Raw genomic sequence first — 19,934 nt, forward strand, 5'->3', positions numbered from 1 at the left:
AGCTCGACGGTTACCGGGGCACGAGAACCGTCGCAACGCCAAACGTGTCACCCGAGCAACACCCGAAAAACACACGTAGTCCATGTATTGAGGAGACTTCCGTGCCGAACCGACGTCGACGCAAGCTCTCGACAGCCATGAGCGCAGTCGCCGCCCTGGCCGTCGCAAGTCCAGTTGCCATTGCCGCCGTATCCGAGATGTCCGAGGCGAAGGAACCGCAGCATCGCGAGTTCGTGCACGCCGCGATGATCACCGACCTGCCGATGGAGCTGTTCTCGGCGCTATCGCAGGGCCTGTCGCAGTTCGGCGTCAACATGCCCCCGATCCCCACCGGCCTGCTGTCCGGTGCATCGGCGGCGAGCCCGACGCTGACCTCCCCCGGTTTGGCCTCCCCCGGTCTGACCTCGCCGGGCCTCACCTCGCCGGGGCTGACCACTCCGGGCCTGACCGCACCGGGGCTCACCACCCCGGGCCTGACAACCCCCGAACTGACCACGCCCGGTCTGACGACACCCGGTCTGACCACGCCCGGTCTGACCACTCCGGAGCTGACCACGCCCGGTCTGACGACACCGGGGCTCACAACCCCGGGGTTGACGACGCCTGGTTTGACCACGCCGGAGCTCAGCACACCCGGTTTGAGCATTCCGCCGGTCGGCGCTGCCGGACCGTCGCTGTCACCGGGCGCGCTTTCGCCGACCTCGCTGACCGCCCCCGGTCTGACCAGCCCCGTGGGCCTGACCGATCCGGGTCTCGGCGGCGTGGGACTGCCGGGCGAGATCCCGATCGCCGCGCCGATCGGCCTGGATCCGATGGCCGGTACCTACCCGATCCTCGGAGCCGACCCGTCGCTGGCGGCGCCGATCGCCGCTCCCGGTAGCGGCGGACTGCTGGGCACCCTCAACAGCGCCGCTGAACAGCTCGGCGCCGGGCAAGCGATCGACCTGCTCAAGGGCATGGTGATGCCGGCGATCATGTCGGCGGTCAAGAGCGCGGCTCCGGCAGCCGCTCCCGCAGCGGCGGCCGCCCCGGCCGCAGCGGCGCCGGCACTCGGCGCGGCAGAGGCCGCCACGGGTGCTGCCGCGGCAGCAGCATCGGCCGCCGGAGCGTAATCGGCCCGCAAAGCCTGTCACCTGACGGCACCGCAGAAGCCAGCGTGGGCTCTGCGGTGCCGTTATGTGCAGGCGTGTCGCAACACTGGTAACACCAAGCACATACGTAACATCTGCTTGTGCCGCGTCGCCGTCCAACACCGTCGCTACTGCTGTCCGCAGTGCTCGGTACGGTCGCGATCCTGCCGTGGGCCATCACCGGCCTCCCCGGGGACGATGCAGCCACGAAAACACCGGCGACCGCCATCACCCAACAACCGCTACGCGATCTGGGTACCGGTGAGACGATTCGCGAGATCCGGCAAGACGCCCCGTTTTCGCTGGTGGCGCTGACGGCAGAGGATCTCGAGGGCACCAGCGCCCGGGTCCGGGCGCAACGCGCCGACGGCAGCTGGGGCCCCTGGTACACCGCCGAAGCGCTCGACGGTATCGGCCCCGACGCACAGGCCACGCACGGTACCGAACCGGTTTTCGTCGGCCGGACCCATGCGGTGCAGATCGCGGTCACCCACACTCCCGCGCCGGAGCCGAAACCGGCGCCGGACCTGGGCTACATCCCGGCCAACGTCGCACACCCACTGCCGCAGAACGTCAACGCCGTCCTCATCAGCCCGCCCGAGGCGCCGGTCGACATCCAGATCCCGCCGCCCGCGGCGGTCACCGTGCCGGGCCAGGCGCCGCAGATCATCTCGCGGGCGCAGTGGGGAGCCGACGAGTCGCTACGCTGCGGCGCACCCATCTATGACCGCGGTATCCGCGCCGGGGTGGTGCACCACACCGCGGGCAGCAACGACTACACACCGGAGGATTCCGCCGCGATCGTCCGGTCGATCTACGAGTACCACGCCCGCACGCTGGGCTGGTGCGATATGGCCTACAACGCGCTGGTCGACCGGTACGGGCAGGTCTTCGAGGGGCGCGCCGGCGGGATGGACCGCGCCGTGCAGGGCGCCCACACCGGCGGATTCAACACCGATACCTGGGGTGTGGCGATGATCGGCGATTTCAACGCCGAACCGCCGACACCGATCCAGCTGCGCACCACCGGGCGACTGCTGGGGTGGCGACTGGGCCTGGATCGGGTTGACCCGCGCGGCACCGTCGCGCTGACCTCTGCGGGCGGCAGCTTCACCCTGTTCCCGCGCGGCGCCACACCGACCCTGCCCACAATCTTCACCCACCGCGACGTCGGCAACACCGAATGCCCCGGAGCCGCCGCCTACGCCCAGATGGGATTGCTGCGCGATATCGCGGCACGTTTCAATGCCCCACCCGGACAACAGGATCTGGTCGACGCACTACGTGGCGGCGCCATCTTCGCCAAATGGCAGTCCGAGGGCAGCGAGAAGGGACCGCTGGGCATGCCGACCTCGCCGGAGTCCTCCGGCTTCGGAACCGCCCGTTACGCCACCTTCGACCACGGAGCGATGTACTGGTCCCCCGAATCGGGCGCCCAGCCGGTCACCGGCGCCATCTACGATGCTTGGGGCACACTGGGATTCGAACGCGGTGCGCTGGGCCTGCCGACCAGCGGCGAGATCGAGGAACCGCTGTGGATCAAACAGAACTTCCAGCACGGAACGCTGAACTTCGACCGTGAGAACGGCACCGTCACCCGGGTCATCGACGGTGTCCCCCACGAAGTTCCGGCCACCGAGCATTCACCGGTACAGCTGGAGCGATTCACCCCGATCAGCGCCGGAAAGCTATAACCACCAGCGTTCCAGGACGCGGGCCAGCCCGTCTTCGGTGTTGGGGGTTGTGACTTCGTCGGCCGCCGCCTTGGCGTCTGGATGCGCGTTACCCATCGCCACCCCGAGACCGGCCCACTGCAACATCGGGATGTCATTGGGCATATCGCCGAAGGTGATGATGTCGCCTGCCGCGATTCCCAGCGGTCCGGCCACCTCGGCGACACCGGTGGCCTTGCTCAGACCGCTCGGAAGCACCTCGATCAGGCCGTTGTTCGTCGAGTACGTCAGGTCACCCTCGCCGCCGACATACGGTGCCAGCGCCTCAGCCATGTCCCCCGACTGCGCGCCGGCCTTACGGATCAGCAGTTTGACCGCGGGCGCGCTGAGCAGATCCTCAAGAGACACCTCGGTGTTGTCCGGGTTCAACCAGGCGTGCTCGTAACCGGGAGAGCTGACGAACTGCGGGGTCGCCGCATCGTGGGCACTGCGCCCCACCCGCTCGACGGCCAGACCGGCGCCGGGGATCACCTTTGCCGCGATATCGGCCAGCCGCGCCAGCGCCTCGACCGACAGCGTGCGTGCCGAGAGGATGCGATCGGTGGCCGGGTCGTAGATCACCGAACCGTTGGCGCACACCGACATCGGCGCGAAACCGAGCTGCTCGACGACCGGCGGGATCCAGCGCGGCGGCCGGCCGGTGGCCAGCACGAACCGCACGCCGGCATCGACCGCCGCACGGACCGCGGCGGCCGTGCGCGGGGTCACCCGTTCGTGCTGGTCGAGCAGCGTGCCGTCGACATCGGTGGCGATCAGGGCGGGCAGCATCACCGGCACCCCGCCCGACCCGCGACGGGGCGTGGGTGAGACGGGTGGTCTCGGTGCAACACAGCGGTCATCGCCATCCTCAAAACTCGAACGTCATAGGTGGGAATGCGGGCTTCCCTACTCCGGCGACTCACCGCGTTGCCGCGCCGCGCGCCGGGCCGCCTTCTCGGCAGCTTCCTCCATGTCCATCCGGTCGGCCTCGGCCAAGGTCGGGGCGCCGCCGCCCAGCCGATGCGGCACCCAGAACTCGCCGGGCGGATGCGGACCGTAGTCATCCTGAACCTGCTCGAGCAGATGCTGCATGCGGTGCCGCAACAACGCCGTGAGCTCGGTCGGCGGCAACGTCGGGTAGATCGGCTCCCCCACCGCGACCGAGATCGGCACCTTGGGCCTGCGCATGTTCTTGGGATGCCCCTTGGTCCAGATGCGCTGGGCTCCCCAGACGATGTGCGGGATGATCGGCACATCGGCGTCGATGGCCATCCGGGCCGCACCCGACTTCAGCGCCTTGATCTCGAAGCTGCGGCTGATGGTGGCCTCCGGGTAGACGCCCACCAGTTCACCGGCCCGCAGCGCCGCACAGGCCGCCGTGAAGGAGTCGGCCCCGCTGTCCCTGTCGACTTCGATATGGCGCAGCTTGCGCATGATGGGTCCGCCGATCTTGTGATCGAAGACCTCTTTCTTGGCCATGAAGCGCACCTTCCGGCCGCGCCCCTGTTTGTAGGCGGGCAGACCGGCGAAGGTGAAATCGAAGTAGCTGGTGTGGTTGACCGCAATCACCGCACCACCGGTGACCGGCAGGTTCTCCACCCCGGTGACAGTGAACTTCAAGCCCTGCAACCGCCACACCAGGCGGGCGGCTTGAATGACAGTCCCGTATACCGGCTCCACGGGAGTAAGCGTAGCCACTCGCTGTGCGCCGAGGCGGAAGAGCATCCGCGCTGGCGGTAAACTCGTCATCGGGCAACAGACCACCAAAGGGGCTATACGTGCAGGTCACAAGCATCGGACACGCCGGTTTCCGGATCGAGACGGAGGCAGGCAGCATCCTGTGCGACCCCTGGGTCAACCCCGCCTATTTCGCCTCGTGGTTTCCCTTCCCGGACAACTCCGGCCTGGACTGGGACACCCTCGGCGACTGCGACTATCTCTACGTCAGCCATCTGCACAAGGACCACTTCGATCCGGCCTTGTTGCGCGCGCACGTCAACAAGGACGCCACCGTGCTGCTGCCCGACTACCCGGTGCCGGATCTGCGCCGGGAGCTCGAAGCCCTGGGCTTTCACACCTTCTTCGAGACCACCGACTCGGTCAAACACCGCGTCAGCGGTCCCAAGGGTGACCTCGACGTGATGATCATCGCGCTGCGGGCACCTGCCGACGGCCCGATCGGCGACTCCGGTCTGGTGGTATCCGACGGCACCACGACCGCTTTCAACATGAACGACGCCCGGCCCATCGACCTGGATGTCCTGGTGTCCGAATTCGGCCACATCGACGTGCACATGCTGCAGTACTCCGGGGCCATCTGGTACCCGATGGTCTACGACATGCCCGCACGCGCCAAGGAGGCCTTCGGCGTCCAGAAACGACAGCGGCAGATGGATCGTTGTCGCCAGTACATCGCACAGGTGGGAGCCAGCTGGGTGGTGCCCTCGGCCGGGCCGCCGTGCTTCCTGGACCCGGAACTGCGCGATCTCAACGACGACCATGGCGATCCCGCCAACATCTTCCCCGACCAGATGGTCTTCCTCGACCAGATGAAGAGCCACGGACACAACGGCGGCCTGCTGATGGTTCCCGGCTCGACAGCCGATTTCACCGGCTCGGAACTGAATTCGTTGACCCACCCCATCGACGATCCCGAGTCGGTGTTCACCACTGGCAAGGCCGACTACATCGAGGCCTACGCCCAGCGCCAGGCCCCCGTTCTGGCGGCAGAGAAGGCGTCCTGGGCGCCGGCCGAGGGCGAGCCGCTGCTGGAACCGTTGCGCGCGCTGTTCGAGCCGATCATGCTGGCTTCCGATCAGATCTGCGACGGCATCGGCTATCCGGTGGAACTGCGCATCGGCCCGGAGACCGTAGTGATCGATTTCCCCAAACGTGCTGTGCGCGAAGCGATTCCGGACGAGAAATTCCGTTACGGATTCGCGATCGCACCGGAGCTGGTGCGCACCGTCGTCCGCGACAACGAACCGGACTGGGTGAACACGATCTTCCTGTCCACCCGGTTCCAGGCGTGGCGGGTCGGCGGATACAACGAGTATCTGTACACATTCTTCAAATGCCTCACCGATGAGCGCATCGCCTACGCCGACGGTTGGTTCGCCGAGGCGCACGATGACAGCGCCTCGACCACCCTTGCGGGCTGGGAGATCCAGCGGCGCTGCCCGCACCTCAAGGCCGATCTGTCCAAGTTCGGTGTGATCGAGGGCAACACGCTGACCTGCAATCTGCACGGCTGGCAGTGGAACCTGGAGAGCGGCCGCTGCCTGACCGCCAAGGGCCACCCCCTGCGAACCGCGCGGTTATGACCGCGCCGCAGTCGGTGTCCCCGGTCTACGACGACGGCATGGTGCTGCTGGATCGTCAGGCGATCACCTTGCGGCGCTACCACTTCCCGTCGGGAACCTCGAAGGTGATCCCGCTGCGGGCCGTGCGCTCCTACCGGGCCGAATCCCTCGGCCTCATCACCGAGCGTTTCCGGATCTGGGGAAGCACCGACCCGCGTCGGTGGATGCCGCTGGACATCTGGCGACCCATCAAGTCCACCCTGGTGATCCTGGATGTGCCGGGCACCCAACCCGCGCCGGCGTTCACACCGTTGCGCCCGGGCGAGTTCGTCAGCATCCTCGACGAACTGCTCGGCGGCTAGCGCACCCGCATCACCGTCTGCTCCAGCAGCCACTGCCCGGCCCTGGTGGCCGACCGGGTGACACTCATGGTCGCCCGCTGCACCGCAGTGGGCGGTTCGGCGGCTCGCACGCGCACCTCGTCGCCGACGCTCAGCACACCGGGAGTCCGCACGTCGATGTACACCCCGAGGAATCGGTCGGTGCGCTCGGCCAGCGCCCGGGTGATGGTCCTGTCCAGTTCGATACCGGGTTGCGGACGGGTCGGCACGACACACCGGATGGTCGGCATGGTCACCTTGAGCCGGGCCGATCCGATGCTCAGTTCGCCACCCACCCAGTCAGATTCGGGGAACGAGCGTTCCTTGCCGGCGAGGTCGATCAGCACGTTCGGACGGAACCTGCGCACATCGAGCACCTCGGCACCGACGGTGAGGTTCCGCAGACTGGCGGTGCTCATCAGATGCAGCGGGGCGAGGTCGACGAAGGTGCCCGGCGGCGTGGAGTAGCGGGCCAGGGTGATGATGTCTTTGGCCGGGAACACCGAGGTGTCCGGCAGCGGTTCACCGTCGGCGAGCCCGAAATCCTTGCGCACCTGCTCGGGACGATAGTTGTCCAGCGAATCGACCATCTTCATCCGGTGGGCACTGGTATCCCCGACCGGCGGAAGGGCGGTCAACCGAACCCGGCGACCCGCCAGCTCCGAGAGTGCCGCGTGGATCCCCGGATCGTCGCTGGTCAGCTCGCGCCCGTCGGGAAAGGTCACGGCCACCGCGGGGACACGGCCGGGGCCGGCCTGCTCATCCGGCTCGGCGAGATAGCGTGCGGTGCAACCCAACAGCGCGGGGATGCGACGGGCCGACGCCGTCACGCCCTTGTCGACATCGCGGACGGCCCACAATCGGTCGGCATGCACGCCGCGCGCGTCGACGGCCACTCGATCCACCTGGCAGCCGCCCATCGACTTGACCGGAAAGCGCCACAGCTCGGCCACTTTGGGCGCAGCGGGCTGGACGGTCACCGCGACCTATCCCGAAACCGTCTGGCGCAGTTCGGATACGGCGTCGGACGCGGTGTCATAGACGCGCACCACGGCCTGATCACCCGCGGTCAGGTACGTCGACTCACCCAGCGCGGTGTACTTGGTGGCCCCGATGCCGATCAGCACGTTCTCCGGATGTCCGGAGGCCACCATGAGCGCGCCGACGTCCTCCAGCGGGGTGTCCTCCGAACCCTTCTGGTTGGCCAGCCGTTCGGTGATCCAGTCCAGCAGGACCTCGCCGTAATAGGAGTAGCCCAGCAGCGGGCTGTCGACTCCGTACTCCCGCTCCTGACCGTCGGCACCGCGTAGGAAGCACACCAACCGCAGGGTGGCTGTGGGACCGTCGGGGGTGAGATCACTGATGTCGTAGAACCGCCGCGCCACACCCTTGGATGCCGGGCCCCAGTTCTTCTTGTCGCTGATCTTGCGGGCACCGGGGCGTCGGATCGAGCAGTCGTTGAACGCGCCGAGCGCGAACGGTTCCAGACTGGCGACGGTGTCGCCGTTCCAGTGCACCCGACAGGCCAGGCCCACCTCGGGCTCGATCTGCAGGTTCAGCGGTTCGTCGCTGGCCGGCAATGTGATGGAGTCGTGCGAGAGCGGGAACTCACCGAGGAAACCGTCGGCCCCCGGGGCGTACCACGGGAAGATCCCCTTGGGCGCGGCGCCGTGGCTCTGCACATTCGCGAAATCGACTGCCTCGCCGGCTTGTTCGAGATGCCCGGCGAAGTTGCCCGCCACCCCGAAGCCGAACCACGAGCGCAGCTCCTCGATATCGATGTCGATCACGGTGTCAGTACCTCCGTACCTACGTAGGGCACCAGCGCCGGGGGCACCCGGACACTGCCGTCGGCCTGCTGGTGATTCTCCAGGATCGCCACCAGCCAGCGCGTTGTCGCCAGTGTGCCGTTCAGGGTCGCGGCGATCTGCGGTTTGCCGTTCTCGTCGCGGTAGCGGGTCGACAGCCGGCGGGCCTGGAACGTCGAACAATTCGATGTCGAGGTCAGCTCGCGGTAGGTGCTCTGGGTGGGAACCCATGCCTCACAGTCGTATTTGCGCGCCGCGGACGAGCCCAGGTCGCCGGCGGCGACGTCGATCACCCGGTAGGGCACCTCGATGGCCGCCAGCATCTCCCGCTGCCAGCCCAACAGCCGCTGATGCTCGGCTTCGGCATCCTCGGGGCGGCAGTAGACGAACGCCTCGACCTTGTCGAACTGGTGCACCCGGATGATGCCTCGGGTGTCCTTGCCGTAGCTGCCGGCTTCCCGGCGGAAACACGATGACCAGCCCGCGTAACGCTTGGGACCGTCGGAGAGGTCCAGGATCTCGTCGCTGTGATAGCCGGCCAGCGGCACCTCCGAGGTGCCGACCAGATAGAGATCGTCATCGTCGAGGTGGTAGATCTCGTCGGCGTGCGAGCCCAGGAACCCGGTGCCCGCCATGACCTCCGGCCGCACCAGCACCGGAGGGATCATCAGCGTGAAACCGTTCTCGGTGGCCAGCCGGACCGCCAACTGCAGCAGACCCAGCTGTAGGAGGGCGCCGCGGCCGGTCAGGAAGTAGAACCGCGAGCCCGATACCTTGGCGCCGCGTTCCATGTCGATCAGCCCCAGCGCCTCACCCAGCTCGAGGTGATCGCGAGGGCTTTCGATCTCGGCGGGTGTTCCCACGGTGTCGAGGACCACGAAATCGTCCTCACCGCCGGCGGGCACCCCGTCGACGATGATGTTCGAGACCGCCATGTGGGCGGCGGTGAACGCCGCCTCCGTCTCCGCCTGGGCGGCCTCGGCGGACTTGACCTCGTCGGCCAGCTCCTTGGCGCGGGCCAACAGCGCGGGCCGTTCCTCCGCAGAGGCCTTGCCCACCGACTTGCTGGCTATCTTCTGATCGGCGCGCAGCGTGTCGGCGGCGGATACCGCCGCGCGCCGGGCGACGTCGGCGGCCAGCAGCGCGTCCACCAGGCCCGGGTCCTCCCCACGCGCACGCTGTGAGGCACGGACCCGATCGGGATCGTCACGGAGCAGCTTGAGGTCGATCACGGCGGTAACCCTACTTGCGCCGTACGCAGCCAGAAAGCGCGGGCCACAACCACATAACATTACAACTGCATCACTTGTCACATGTCGTGACACGCCTGTCACAATGGGAGGCGATGTCGCACCCACCCGAGGACGAGCCCGCCGCCGCGGAACCGTTTCCGATCGAGGCCCAGCCCTCGTCGAAATCGGATTCCCGCTGGCGCCGCGCGCTGTCGCTGAGCAACCCGCTGAGCCCGACCCGACGGGCGTTGCTGCTCACCGCACTCGGCGGCCTGATGATCGCCGGCGTCATCACGGTCCTTCCCGACACCGCCGCCGGTGGCCGGCTGGCCGGATTGAACACCGGCACCGGTGCGCTGGGCCTGCGCAGTAACAGCACGTTCGAGAAGGCCAAGGGCGGTGACTGCCTGAACTGGCCCGAACGCACCCCCGACGCCGCCCAGATCGTCGACTGCACCGCCGAGCATCGCTTCGAGGTGGCCGAGTCCGTCGATATGCGGACCTTCCCCGGCACCGAGTACGGCCCGGACGCCGCACCGCCGTCACCGGCCCGCATCCAACAGATCAGCCAAGAGCAATGCCAGAGCGCCGTGCAGCGTTATCTCGGCGACCGCTTCGACCCGAACGGACGGTTCACCGTCAGCCTGCTGTGGTCGGGCGAGAAGGCCTGGCGCCAGGCCGGCGAGCGGCGCATGCTGTGCGGTCTGCAGCTACCCGGCGCGAACAACCAGCAGCAGGCATTCCAGGGCAAGGTCGCCGATATCGACCAGTCCAAGGTGTGGCCCGCGGGCACCTGTCTCGGCATCGATCCGGCCACCAACCAGCCCACCGACATCCCGGTCGACTGTGCGGGCCCGCACTCCCTCGAGGTCACCGGGTCGGTGAACCTGGCCGACAACTTCCCGCAGGGCCTGCCCGCCGAGGCCGATCAGGACACCTTCGTCAAGGACAACTGCGCACGGGTCACCGAGGCATACCTGGCACCGCTGGAACTGCGGACGACCACCCTGACGCTGGTCTACAGCACCATCGCGTTGCCGAGTTGGTCGGCGGGCAGCCGGCAGGTGTCCTGCAGCATCGGCGCGACACTGGGCAACGGCGGCTGGTCGACATTGCTCAACAGCGCCAAGGGGCCCCTGATGATCAACGGCCGGCCACCGGTGCCGCCGCCGGACATCCCCGACGAACGCCTGAGCATCCCGGCCATCCCGATGCCACCGGTGGACACCTCGTCGCAGATCACCTACGACCAGAGCGACAGCGGTAGCAGCTCCGGCGGGTCCGGCAGTGGCTCCGGCAGTGGGTCGACCGCGGACCAGACGCAGTCCAACGAGCACCTGCCCGGGCAGCAGACCCAGGAGCCCACCCAGGCTCCGGCGACGGAGACACCCGCCGGCGGGAACACCTTCCTCAACGGTCCCCCCGTGCCGGCACCGCCGCCGCCGGGAGCGCCGCCGGCACCGGGAGCTCCGGTCGACGGCGCCGTGCCCCCGCCCGTGGTGCCCGAGCCCGTAGTCGGCCCGCCACCCGGACCGCCGGTCCCCTGACCGCGTGCCGGTAACGATGAGCGCCCGGCGTTTCGAGGAACTCGTCTCCGATGCGCTCGACCTGATTCCCGCGGATCTGGCCAGGGCGGCCAACAACGTGGTGTTCCTGGTCGCCGACCGGCACCCCGAAGAACCCGATCTGCTCGGCCTCTACGAGGGCATCGCGCTGACCGAGCGTGACTCGACCTATGCCGGCGCCCTGCCCGATGCGATCACGATCTATCGCGATGCGCTGCTGGAGATGTGCGCCTCCGAGGACGAGGTCGTCGAGGAAGTGGCCATCACGGTGGTCCACGAGTTGGCCCACCACTTCGGGATCGACGACGAGCGACTGCACGAACTGGGCTGGGGCTAGCGTGGGAACCGCCCGCTGTCGGTGGGCAGTGGGACACTGGTCAGATGAGCGGGATCTGTCGTGACTGCGAAGCAGAACATGAGCACTGCCACGGCACCGTGATCGTGCACATCGGCCTCCGCCCGGAATGCACGGAACCGGATTGCCGCAGCCCGGAAGTGGCGCACACCTTCACCATCGACTGCTTCGCCGTCGGTTGCGAATGTGTCGAGGACCGCGCCGCTCAGCCCATCGGGCCCGCGTCGGCCTCGGCTTCCTGAGCGTCCGGTTGCGCCGCCACGGTGAACGGCGGCGTCGCCGCGCCCCACTGCACGCAGCTCCAGCGGCCGTCGGTGATGGGGCTGAGCACCACGCATTCGGTGTTGCTCAGGTGATTCTCCAGCGCGAATGTCGGGTCGACACCGGCCAGGGCCGCCGCCACCAGCCGGATCGCGGCCCCATGGCTGACCACCAAAATGTCCTCGGTCCGACGCCGGTCGTCGAGATGGCGCAGCCGCAGCTCCGTGAGCACCGGGACCATCCGGTCCAGCACCTGCCTGCCGGTCTCGCCGCCCGGTACCGGGACATCGAGGTCGCCGCCGTGCCAACGCCGGTACACCGCCTCGAACGCGTCGATCGCGGCGTCGTCGTTGCGGTTCTCCAGGTCGCCGACCTGCACCTCGTGGATACCGTCGAACTGATGGGTCGGCAGTTCCAGTCCGGCGGCGATACCGGCCGCGGTCTCGCGGGCTCTGGTCGCCACCGAGTGCGCCACCATTCCCACCGGGTGTGACCAGCTCTGGCCGAATCTGCGCGCCTGCTGATGCCCGAGGTCGGTCAACGCGGCCCCGGGCGGACGCGTGTCCAGGCGGCGTTCGACGTTTCCATGGGACTGGCCGTGCCGCACCAGCACCAGGCGCCCCGTCATGCCGATCCTCCCGTCCGAAGTTGTGCCAACCAGCGACCCGCCTCGTCCGCCTGCGGGGGCAAGGCGCCGACCGCGGCACCGGTGGGCCAGGAACCCAGGAACCGCACCTCGGCGCAGCGCCGGTGCAATGCCATGAGGGCATCGCCGACTGCCTCGTCCTCGAGGTGTCCCACCCAGTCCAGGAAGAACTTGTAGGTGCCCAATTCGGTTCGGGTGGGCCGTGATTCGATGCGGGTCAAGTCGATGTCGCGGACCGAGAGCTCGGTCATCGCCGCGACGAGCGCGCCGGGGACGTTGTCCAACCGCAGCACCACCGAGGTCCGGTCGGCGCCGGTGCGGGCAGGCGGCGGGCCCGCAGGCCCGACGAGGACGAAGCGGGTCCGCGCATTGGGCTCGTCGACCACACCCACGGCGAGTTCGGCCAACCCATAGCGACGGGCGGCCAGAGCCGTGCTGACCCCCGCATCGGCGTGACCGCCGGCGACATCCTTGGCTGCCGCGGCGTTGGAGTTGGCAGGCACGATCTGGGCGTCGGGCAACTCGGCGGACAACCAGCCGCGCACCTGGGCCGCCGCCACCGGGAACGCCGCGACGGTCTTGATCTGCTCGACAGAGGTGTCGGATCGGGTGACGATACTGAACGCAACGTCCAACGTGTGCTCGGCGAATATCTGCAACGGCGAGCCGACGGCCAGACCGTCCAGCGTCGGCAACACCGATCCCTCGATCGAGTTCTCGATCGGCACGCAGGCGTAGTCGGCGACACCTTCCCGAACGGCCTCAAGCGCAGCGGCGGGGCTGGTCTGGGGCATGGGCTCGACATCGCCGGGTATGGCGCCGGACCCGGCCAGCGCGAGCAGGGCCGCCTCGGTGAACGTCCCCTCCGGCCCGAGGTAGGCGATGCGTGGCACGCCCCAACACTATCGGGCCGGGGGTTGGCGGCCACTACGCCGAGAGCAAAACCTTGCGCAGTTCGGGCGATATGTAGTTAAGTAAGGCTTACCTCACTAAGGGAAGGTGGCAGATGACTGTGACGGCGCCGACCACAGCCGAACGGATCCGCAGCGCATGCGCACGGGCCGGCGGGGCGATGCTGGCCGTGGAGGGATTCAACGGACCCACGTCCATCGAGCCGATCGCCACCCCGGTGCACCACCTGCTCGCCGACGGGTCGTTCGCCATCACGGTTCCGGCCGACGGGTTGATCACCGGCATGGCGGTCTCGGCCGGATCGGCGGGCATCCAAGCCGTCCTGGAGATGACCGACTACGCACCCCTGCCCCTGCGCGAACCGGTGCGCGCGCTGGTGTGGATTCGTGGACGGATGTTCCTGGTACCCGACGCCGAAGTCGCGCCCATGTTGGACGTGATCGCCACCGAGAATCCCAATCCCGCTCTCCTACAGGTGAACACCGGCCTCGGTGGTCGTGACGACGAGACCCCGTACGCGCTGGCGCGCCTGGAGATCGAATCGGTCGTGGTGGCCGATTCGACCGGTGCGGAGTCTGTCGGCCTCGGCGCCCTTCTCGCGGCCGATCCCGACCCGTTCTGCGGCCTGGAATCGTGTTGGCTGCGCCACCTCGAATCTGCACACCGCGACGTGGTCGACCGACTGGCCGACCGACTGCCGCACACCCTGCGCAGCGGCCGGGTCCGGCCGTTGGGCCTGGACCGCTACGGTGTGCAGCTGCGTGTCGAGGACGCCTCCGGTGATCACGACGTACGCCTGCCGTTCGCCAAACCCGTCGATGACGTGACCGGACTCAGCCAGGCCATCCGGGTGCTGATGGGCTGCCCGTTCCTCAACGGGCTGCGCGCACGCCGCATCTGATCCGTCTAGCCTGGCGCGGTGACCGGTCCGTCCCTGCCGAGCGAACATCTGCCGCCGCGCACCATCCGCCTCGAGATCGGCGTCGTGCTGGCGGTCACCTTCGGGTTGAGCGCGTACACCGCGTCGCTGCGCCTGATCGAGGCGGCGCTGCTGGGGCTGAGCGGTCAGACGGTCACCCTCAACGAACGCCGATCGCCGTTCGACCTGATCGACCTCGGACTCAACATCGCCTCGTTCGCGCAACTCATAGCATGGGGCGCGCTGGCTCTATACCTGTTGTGGCGCAGCGGTTATGGACCCGCCTCGATCGGACTCGACAGATTCCGGATACACCCCGACCTGACCGGCGGACTCGGCCTCGCCGCATTGATCGGGCTGCCCGGGCTCGCCCTGTACATCGGTGCCCGGCTGCTGGGCCTCAGCGCCGCCGTCGAACCTGCCGAGATCAACGACACCTGGTGGCGGATTCCGCTGCTGCTGGCCATCGCATTCGCCAACGGCTGGGCCGAGGAGATCGTCGTCGTGGCCTTCCTCATCACCCGCCTGCAGCAGCTACGCATCACACCCGCCGTCGCGCTGGTCATCTCGGCGCTGCTGCGCGGCACCTACCACCTGTATCAGGGCTACAGCGCCGGGCTGGGCAATATCGTCATGGGCCTGGTGTTCGGCTATGTCTGGCTGCGAACCGGTCGGCTGTGGCCGTTGATCGTCGCGCACGGGCTCATCGACGCGGTGGCCTTCGTCGGCTACTCATTGGCCGCCGACGAGCTGGATTGGTTGGGCTGAGATCGTCGCGGTGAGCGCTACATTCGCAGAGTGAACTCCGACCGGTCGCCGCGCGAACCCGCGCCGGAGATCCGCCGCCGCTCAGGCCACCGGCCGCCACCGACATGGCCACCGAATCCGGCGACGCCGCCGCCGCGCATGCCACCGCCACCCACCCCACGCGCGGCTCCGCCACCCACCCCACGTACGGCTCCGCCACCCACCCCACGCGCGGCTCCGCCACCCACCCCACGTGCGGCTCCGCCGCAGCGGCGCACGGTGCCACCTCCCCCGGTGCGCAGGCAGCCCGCCCCGCGACCGGCCGCCCCACCACCACCGGTCACGCAAACCCGCCGCCCGCGCCGAGCCCGCCGATGGGGAGCCATCCTGGCCGCCATCCTGATCGTGCTGGCCAGCGCCGCCGTCGGCGGCACGCTGTGGCTGGACTCCGCGCTGCAACGCATCGCCGCGCTGCCCGACTATCCCGATCGGCCACCGGCCGGTCGTGGCACCACCTGGCTGCTGGTCGGCTCGGACAGCAGACAGGAACTGTCGGTCGACGAGCAGAACACCCTGGCCACCGGCGGTGACGTCGGCAACGGGCGCACCGACACCGTGCTGCTGCTGCACATCGGCGGGCTGTTCGGTGGAGCCTCACCCACCCTGGTGTCGCTGCCCAGGGACTCCTATGTCTCGATACCGGGGTACGGCCAGGACAAATTGAATGCCGCCTACGCGCTGGGCGGGGCACCGCTTCTGGTGCAGACCGTCGAACAGGCCACCGGTATCAGGCTCGATCACTACGCCGAGGTCGGTTTCGGGGGATTCGCCCAGCTGGTGGATGCGGTCGGCGGGGTGACGATGTGCCCCGCCGAGCCGATCACCGACCCGCTCGCCGGTATCGACCTGCCCGCCGGGTGCCAGGAACTCGACGGCCGCAACGCGCTGGGATTCGTCCGGTCCCGCGCCACCCCGCGCGCGGATCTGGACCGGATGATCAACCAGCGCGCGTTCATGTCCGCCCTGCTGAAACGCGCGACCAGTCCCTCCGTGCTGCTCAATCCACTGCGCTGGTACCCGATGGTCGACGCGGCGGCCGACGCCGTCAGCGTCGACAAGGACGGTCACATCTGGGATCTGGCGCGGCTCGGCTGGGCCCTACAGGACGACCCCACCACGACGACGGTGCCGATCGCGGAGTACACGACCAGCGATGTCGGGTCCATCGTCGTCTGGGACAGTGCGGCGGCCGAGCGGCTTTTCGCGGCGCTGGCCGCCGACGCCGCGGTGCCTGCCGACGTGCTGAACACCGACCAACCCTGACCGTTCCAGCAAACTTTTTCGCCACCCTGTAACCGCCATCACAGCGCTTAGGAGTGGCTAACCTGAATAAGGTTCACCTTGGGTGACACGCCCTCTGACCTGGGCTATCTTGGTGATCATGACCGACGCAACCACACTCGAAACCAAGTTCAACAGCCTCCTGCGTGAGCAAATCCGCAGTGAATTCACCGCGTCGCAGCAGTACATCGCCATCGCCGTCTACTTCGACGGATCCGACCTGCCGAGGCTCGCTGCGCACTTCTACGGACAGGCCGTCGAGGAACGCAATCACGCCATGATGCTGGTGCAGTACCTCCTCGACCGTGATGTCGACGTCGAGATCCCCGGCGTGGACTCCGTCCTCAACAGCTTCGAGACTCCGGCCCAGGCCCTGCGCCTGGCATTGGAGCAGGAACGCTCCGTCACCGAACAGGTGTCCCGGCTGGCCAGCGTCGCCCGCGACGAGGGCGACTACCTGGGTGAGCAGTTCATGCAGTGGTTCCTCAAGGAGCAGGTCGAAGAGGTCGCCACGATGACCACTCTGGTGCGGATTGCCGAGCGAGCCGGCTCGAACCTGTTCCATCTGGAGGATTTCGTGGCCCGCGAGCTGAGCACCGCCGCTGCCGACCCGAGCGCACCGAAGGCCGCGGGCGGCAATCTCTGACGGTTACCTCCCGTCCGGTGAGTCAGTCTCGGCCGGCGCCGGTCAGTCCGTTCTCCAACCAGTCCTTGGTGCGGCCGGGGTGATTGGTGGCCACCCACGCCACCTCCAGATCCCGGCAGTACCGGACATCTTCGTAATGGTCGACGGTCCAGCAATACAGTGCACGTCCCTGCGCCGCGGCGCGGTCCACCAACTCGGGATGCTCCCGCAAGGTCGCAATCGACGGCCCCACCGCCGTCGCCCCGACCGTGGTGGCCGCGCTGCCGCCGAGGAAACGCGAGGTCTCGCCGAGCAACACCGTCGGGAGCATCGGCGCCGCCCGGCGAATCCGCCAGACCGCGGCCGCCGAAAACGACATCACCACTGCCCGTGCGAGGTCCGCCGAGGCCGGCGCGGCGACGCCGTACCGATGCAGCAGCGCGAGCACCTTGCTCTCGACGAGCGCTCCGTAGCGCACCGGATGCTTGGTCTCGACGAAGATCTTGACCGGCCGCTTGCTGTCGAGCACCAGCGTCAGCAGCGTGTCCAGGGTCAGCAGGCCGGTATCCCCGCCACCGTCGCGGCCACCGGTGTGCCAGGAACCGAAGTCCAGCTCGCGCAGCTGGGCGAGCGTCATCTCCGACACCAGGCCGGTGCCGTCGGAGGTGCGGTCCACCCGGCGGTCATGCACACAGACAAGGTGCCCGTCGCGGGTGAGCCGGACATCGCATTCGACACCGTCGGCGCCCTGCTGCAATGCCAGCTCGTAGGCGGCAAGGGTGTGCTCGGGGCGCTCCGCGGATGCGCCGCGATGGGCGACGACGAACGGGTGTCCGGTCTGCATGCCTTCGGCTGCCTCACCCGCGGTCATATCGCTATGCTGCCGGGTTCCGGTCTTCAGCCTCAACCGCAGCGACAGATTCCATCGGCTCGGCGGCGGGATCGGAGGCCTTCGGCGGCTCGGTCGCGACCATCACCCAGCGATGCGCCGGGCGGTCCACCGGCGTCCGCTCGAAGCCCTGATACACCTGCCACACCAGCAGCAACGCGGCCAGCGCGACGAGGTAGGCGATCGTGGTGATGACCGTATTGTCGGCGATGCGCTGGGTGTCGGTGTAGAAGACCGTGAGGGTCGTCGTGACGATCGAGGCGATCGACACGACGTAGCTGACGAACCATGTGATCCACCAACTGACGATCCGTAGCCCGCGTCGACGTTCCAACCTGGCCAATTCGACGACGTACACCGGGGCCAACACCAGGTTGATCGGCGGGACCATACAACCGATCCACAGCCGACCCGGGGTGCGCGGATCCTCGGCTCCCTGGTGGGCGAACGCCGCGGCGCGCCGCGCGATCAGCCAATTGGTGAGGATCAGCCCGCTGGCCAGCACCCCGAAGAAAGCGAACGCGCTGGCCGCCACGGGCACCCACGTCGCAAAGCCGGCGACGAATGGATTGAGCAGAGCACCGCGGTTGTAGAGCATCAACGCGTACCGCAGCATGTGCAGCACCGCGGCCGCGCCGAGCAGAATGAGCGTGGTGACCACGACCAGTCGCACCGCGCTCGGGGTCGGGCCCCGACGGCCCGTCTCGGTGGCCTCGGCGCCCGCAGCCTGATCGAACCTGTCGTAGAGCCCCCATCGCGGGATGGCGCTGTACCGCGGGGTCGGCCCCAGCGGTCGGGGACGCCGACGCGGCGGTGGTGGGGCTCCTGGACGTACCGCGATCCAGCGATAACCGGACGGGGGTTTTCCGGGACCGGACGGCTGCGGTGGCTGTGCCGGGGTTGCCGGTACGGACCCGGGCGCCATGAGAGTGCCGCGGCAGCGTGGACACCACGTCCGCTGGCGGTCGCGCACATTCCACCGCGTCCCGCACTGGGCACAGACCTGGATCACGCGACCAGCCTACGACCCCGAGCTGACCGGACGGCCCGCCTGTACCCAGGACAACATGCCGCCGGAGACGTTGATCGGCTCGAAGCCGTTGCGGGCCAGATACTGGGACACACGCTGGGACCGCCCGCCCGCGTGGCAGATGACGTAGAGCGTGGCGTCGCGGTCGATCTCATCGATCCGCGCGGGCACATCTCCCATCGGGATGTGCTGCGCGCCGGCGATGTGCCCGCTCTGCCATTCGTCGTCCTCGCGCACATCGAGCAAAACGGAGTCCGCTCCGAACTCCGCCGGCAGTTGGCCGACCTCAATCTGCTGCACATCTCCGTCAGACATGCCGACCATGCTGGCATGGCCCGGGCGACCGCGCATCGATTCCTCGGCAGCAATGTCCTTGCTATCCACAGTTTCCACAGATTCATCCACAGGCTGGGGGCCGATTTCGCCGTGAGAGCCCGGCCTCAGCTGTGAATCCGCCCAGAGCCTGTGGATAAACCCCACCCGAAGGCCCACGCCGATCAACAAGCGGTACATCCGCTGAGCAAAAATATTGGCCATCTAACTTTCCGAGACGGCATTTTTCGACTGGTTGCAATCTGTCGGATTCTGATTCCCGGGTAAGCGACCGAGCGATCTGCAGACCCGATTTTTCTGCGCGGCAAACACGGTCTATGATCGGCGTCACAACAGTCCGTGTGACAGATCTCACTGGGGGGACAGCTTGATCGTGCAGGTCAGGAGCGTCTGATGGCAGTACACCCGTTTGGACAAGGATCGGCGGTGCCGCCGTCGGACTGGCAGTCGGCGCCGCGCTACACCAACAACCAGGTCGTGGCCCTCATCCGGGCGGCGGTCATCGCGCTCGTCCTGATCGGCGTACTCGCCGCCATCGTCCTGTTCTGAGCCGCCTTCCGAGCGTGCTGGGGACCCGCTCCTTGCGGTGTGCGCAGGGATGGAGCAAGGTTGAGCTCGAGCTTGTTGTCGAGATATCCGACGCCGAACTCCACCGCGATCCCCATGACTAGGAAGGAACCCAGTGGCTGAATACACCCTGCCCGACCTCGATTACGACTACGGCGCCCTGGAACCCCACATCTCCGG

22 protein-coding genes and 1 pseudogene are annotated in these 19,934 nt (G+C 68.0%); 13 read left to right on the forward strand and 10 right to left on the reverse strand.

The features are described from left to right. Nucleotides 1-101 precede the first annotated feature (101 nt). Nucleotides 102-1,112 carry a hypothetical protein gene (locus tag G154_RS08595; RefSeq protein ID WP_023985000.1) on the forward strand — a complete coding sequence of 337 codons (1,011 nt, stop codon included), beginning with the start codon at nucleotides 102-104 and terminating at the stop codon, nucleotides 1,110-1,112. A 119-nt stretch (nucleotides 1,113-1,231) separates the two neighbouring features. Further along, the gene (locus G154_RS08600) at nucleotides 1,232-2,824 is read left to right on the forward strand and encodes an N-acetylmuramoyl-L-alanine amidase (protein WP_023985001.1); all 1,593 of its coding nucleotides are present in this window, start codon (nucleotides 1,232-1,234) and stop codon (nucleotides 2,822-2,824) included. Here G154_RS08600 and G154_RS08605 read toward each other — a convergent pair. Together G154_RS08605 and G154_RS08610 are read right to left on the reverse strand one after the other, a co-directional pair. Further along, nucleotides 2,819-3,631, reverse strand: a complete 813-nt coding sequence (locus G154_RS08605; RefSeq protein WP_019512436.1) for a Cof-type HAD-IIB family hydrolase — start codon at nucleotides 3,629-3,631, stop codon at nucleotides 2,819-2,821. The genes G154_RS08600 and G154_RS08605 overlap by 6 nt on opposite strands. Nucleotides 3,632-3,748: 117 nt before the next feature. Further along, nucleotides 3,749-4,522, reverse strand: coding sequence for a 1-acyl-sn-glycerol-3-phosphate acyltransferase (locus G154_RS08610; protein ID WP_023985002.1), 774 nt, complete (start codon nucleotides 4,520-4,522; stop codon nucleotides 3,749-3,751). A 98-nt stretch (nucleotides 4,523-4,620) separates the two neighbouring features. Between G154_RS08610 and G154_RS08615 the strand changes: the two genes are divergently transcribed. Both G154_RS08615 and G154_RS08620 read left to right on the forward strand, forming a co-directional pair. After that, a complete protein-coding gene (locus G154_RS08615) occupies nucleotides 4,621-6,165 on the forward strand; it encodes a Rieske 2Fe-2S domain-containing protein (protein WP_019512434.1) in 1,545 nt (514 codons plus the stop codon). Between the two features lie 14 nt (nucleotides 6,166-6,179). Next, nucleotides 6,180-6,506 carry a hypothetical protein gene (locus G154_RS08620; protein WP_031601215.1) on the forward strand — a complete coding sequence of 109 codons (327 nt, stop codon included), beginning with the start codon at nucleotides 6,180-6,182 and terminating at the stop codon, nucleotides 6,504-6,506. On the opposite strand, the gene G154_RS08625 is transcribed toward G154_RS08620, so the two are convergent. Genes G154_RS08625 through serS form a run of 3 tightly spaced genes read right to left on the reverse strand, consistent with a single transcriptional unit; the run spans nucleotide 6,503 to nucleotide 9,564 of the window. Beyond that, nucleotides 6,503-7,504 (reverse strand): MOSC domain-containing protein, encoded by a 1,002-nt coding sequence (locus tag G154_RS08625; RefSeq protein ID WP_019512432.1) that lies wholly within the window; start codon nucleotides 7,502-7,504, stop codon nucleotides 6,503-6,505. The genes G154_RS08620 and G154_RS08625 overlap by 4 nt on opposite strands. 6 nt (nucleotides 7,505-7,510) lie before the next feature. Continuing rightward, nucleotides 7,511-8,314, reverse strand: a complete 804-nt coding sequence (locus tag G154_RS08630) for a DUF5718 family protein (RefSeq protein ID WP_019512431.1) — start codon at nucleotides 8,312-8,314, stop codon at nucleotides 7,511-7,513. After that, nucleotides 8,311-9,564 (reverse strand): serine--tRNA ligase, encoded by a 1,254-nt coding sequence (gene serS, locus G154_RS08635; protein WP_019512430.1) that lies wholly within the window; start codon nucleotides 9,562-9,564, stop codon nucleotides 8,311-8,313. Before serS ends, G154_RS08630 begins: the two co-directional genes overlap by 4 nt. A gap of 113 nt (nucleotides 9,565-9,677) precedes the next feature. On the opposite strand from serS, the gene G154_RS08640 reads away from it, so the two are divergent. Genes G154_RS08640 through G154_RS27070 form a run of 3 tightly spaced genes read left to right on the forward strand, consistent with a single transcriptional unit; the run spans nucleotide 9,678 to nucleotide 11,726 of the window. Next, complete coding sequence (locus tag G154_RS08640) at nucleotides 9,678-11,111, forward strand: septum formation family protein (protein ID WP_019512429.1); 1,434 nt, start codon at nucleotides 9,678-9,680, stop codon at nucleotides 11,109-11,111. Between the two features lie 4 nt (nucleotides 11,112-11,115). Next, nucleotides 11,116-11,466, forward strand: a complete 351-nt coding sequence (locus G154_RS08645) for a metallopeptidase family protein (RefSeq protein ID WP_023985004.1) — start codon at nucleotides 11,116-11,118, stop codon at nucleotides 11,464-11,466. A 44-nt stretch (nucleotides 11,467-11,510) separates the two neighbouring features. Continuing rightward, complete coding sequence (locus G154_RS27070) at nucleotides 11,511-11,726, forward strand: hypothetical protein (RefSeq protein ID WP_081649956.1); 216 nt, start codon at nucleotides 11,511-11,513, stop codon at nucleotides 11,724-11,726. On the opposite strand, the gene G154_RS08650 is transcribed toward G154_RS27070, so the two are convergent. After that, a complete protein-coding gene (locus G154_RS08650) occupies nucleotides 11,690-12,373 on the reverse strand; it encodes a histidine phosphatase family protein (protein ID WP_019512426.1) in 684 nt (227 codons plus the stop codon). The genes G154_RS27070 and G154_RS08650 overlap by 37 nt on opposite strands. Further along, on the reverse strand, nucleotides 12,370-13,284 hold the full coding sequence (gene pheA / locus G154_RS08655) for a prephenate dehydratase (protein ID WP_019512425.1): 915 nt from the start codon (nucleotides 13,282-13,284) through the stop codon (nucleotides 12,370-12,372). The genes G154_RS08650 and pheA overlap by 4 nt, the downstream gene beginning before the upstream one ends. Before the next feature lie 113 nt (nucleotides 13,285-13,397). Here pheA and G154_RS08660 point away from each other — a divergent pair, with 113 nt between their 5' ends. The 4 genes from G154_RS08660 to G154_RS08675 all read left to right on the forward strand — a co-directional run bounded on the left by G154_RS08660 (nucleotide 13,398) and on the right by G154_RS08675 (nucleotide 16,956). Continuing rightward, entirely contained in the window at nucleotides 13,398-14,204 is an 807-nt protein-coding gene (locus G154_RS08660; protein ID WP_023985005.1) for a DUF2470 domain-containing protein, read from the forward strand. 18 nt (nucleotides 14,205-14,222) lie between these two features. Beyond that, nucleotides 14,223-14,990, forward strand: a complete 768-nt coding sequence (locus G154_RS08665; RefSeq protein ID WP_019512423.1) for a CPBP family intramembrane glutamic endopeptidase — start codon at nucleotides 14,223-14,225, stop codon at nucleotides 14,988-14,990. Between the two features lie 138 nt (nucleotides 14,991-15,128). Further along, nucleotides 15,129-16,292 (forward strand): LCP family protein, encoded by a 1,164-nt coding sequence (locus G154_RS08670; RefSeq protein ID WP_081649957.1) that lies wholly within the window; start codon nucleotides 15,129-15,131, stop codon nucleotides 16,290-16,292. Nucleotides 16,293-16,410: 118 nt separating this feature from the next. Continuing rightward, on the forward strand, nucleotides 16,411-16,956 hold the full coding sequence (locus G154_RS08675) for a ferritin (protein WP_023985008.1): 546 nt from the start codon (nucleotides 16,411-16,413) through the stop codon (nucleotides 16,954-16,956). Nucleotides 16,957-16,978: 22 nt separating this feature from the next. Here G154_RS08675 and G154_RS08680 read toward each other — a convergent pair whose 3' ends face one another. The 3 genes from G154_RS08680 to G154_RS08690 are packed head-to-tail and all read right to left on the reverse strand — an operon-like array spanning nucleotide 16,979 to nucleotide 19,169. Continuing rightward, nucleotides 16,979-17,779, reverse strand: coding sequence for a glycerophosphodiester phosphodiesterase (locus G154_RS08680; protein ID WP_162269048.1), 801 nt, complete (start codon nucleotides 17,777-17,779; stop codon nucleotides 16,979-16,981). Between the two features lie 31 nt (nucleotides 17,780-17,810). Next, complete coding sequence (locus tag G154_RS08685) at nucleotides 17,811-18,836, reverse strand: DUF4328 domain-containing protein (protein ID WP_031601218.1); 1,026 nt, start codon at nucleotides 18,834-18,836, stop codon at nucleotides 17,811-17,813. Between the two features lie 9 nt (nucleotides 18,837-18,845). Next, nucleotides 18,846-19,169, reverse strand: coding sequence for a rhodanese-like domain-containing protein (locus tag G154_RS08690; RefSeq protein WP_031601219.1), 324 nt, complete (start codon nucleotides 19,167-19,169; stop codon nucleotides 18,846-18,848). Between the two features lie 411 nt (nucleotides 19,170-19,580). Here G154_RS08690 and G154_RS26770 point away from each other — a divergent pair, with 411 nt between their 5' ends. Both G154_RS26770 and G154_RS25905 read left to right on the forward strand, forming a co-directional pair. After that, nucleotides 19,581-19,736: a hypothetical protein gene (locus tag G154_RS26770; protein ID WP_023985009.1), complete on the forward strand. Its 156-nt coding sequence runs from the start codon at nucleotides 19,581-19,583 to the stop codon at nucleotides 19,734-19,736. Nucleotides 19,737-19,869: 133 nt separating this feature from the next. After that, nucleotides 19,870-19,934 (forward strand): annotated as a pseudogene (locus tag G154_RS25905) (superoxide dismutase); the annotation flags it as partial.

The sequence above is a fragment of the Mycobacterium sp. VKM Ac-1816D genome, assembly GCF_000416385.1.
Taxonomy (GTDB): domain Bacteria; phylum Actinomycetota; class Actinomycetes; order Mycobacteriales; family Mycobacteriaceae; genus Mycobacterium; species Mycobacterium neoaurum_A.

Coding starts and splice junctions, on each gene's coding strand:
- G154_RS08660 (WP_023985005.1), top strand. CDS start 13,398: ATGACTGTGACGGCGCCGACCACAGCCGAACGGATCCGCAGCGCATGC.
- G154_RS08690 (WP_031601219.1), bottom strand. CDS start 19,169: ATGTCTGACGGAGATGTGCAGCAGATTGAGGTCGGCCAACTGCCGGCG.
- G154_RS08670 (WP_081649957.1), top strand. CDS start 15,129: ATGCCACCGCCACCCACCCCACGCGCGGCTCCGCCACCCACCCCACGT.
- G154_RS08640 (WP_019512429.1), top strand. CDS start 9,678: ATGTCGCACCCACCCGAGGACGAGCCCGCCGCCGCGGAACCGTTTCCG.
- G154_RS08680 (WP_162269048.1), bottom strand. CDS start 17,779: ATGCAGACCGGACACCCGTTCGTCGTCGCCCATCGCGGCGCATCCGCG.
- G154_RS08675 (WP_023985008.1), top strand. CDS start 16,411: ATGACCGACGCAACCACACTCGAAACCAAGTTCAACAGCCTCCTGCGT.
- G154_RS08650 (WP_019512426.1), bottom strand. CDS start 12,373: ATGACGGGGCGCCTGGTGCTGGTGCGGCACGGCCAGTCCCATGGAAAC.
- G154_RS08605 (WP_019512436.1), bottom strand. CDS start 3,631: ATGCTGCCCGCCCTGATCGCCACCGATGTCGACGGCACGCTGCTCGAC.
- G154_RS27070 (WP_081649956.1), top strand. CDS start 11,511: ATGAGCGGGATCTGTCGTGACTGCGAAGCAGAACATGAGCACTGCCAC.
- G154_RS26770 (WP_023985009.1), top strand. CDS start 19,581: ATGGCAGTACACCCGTTTGGACAAGGATCGGCGGTGCCGCCGTCGGAC.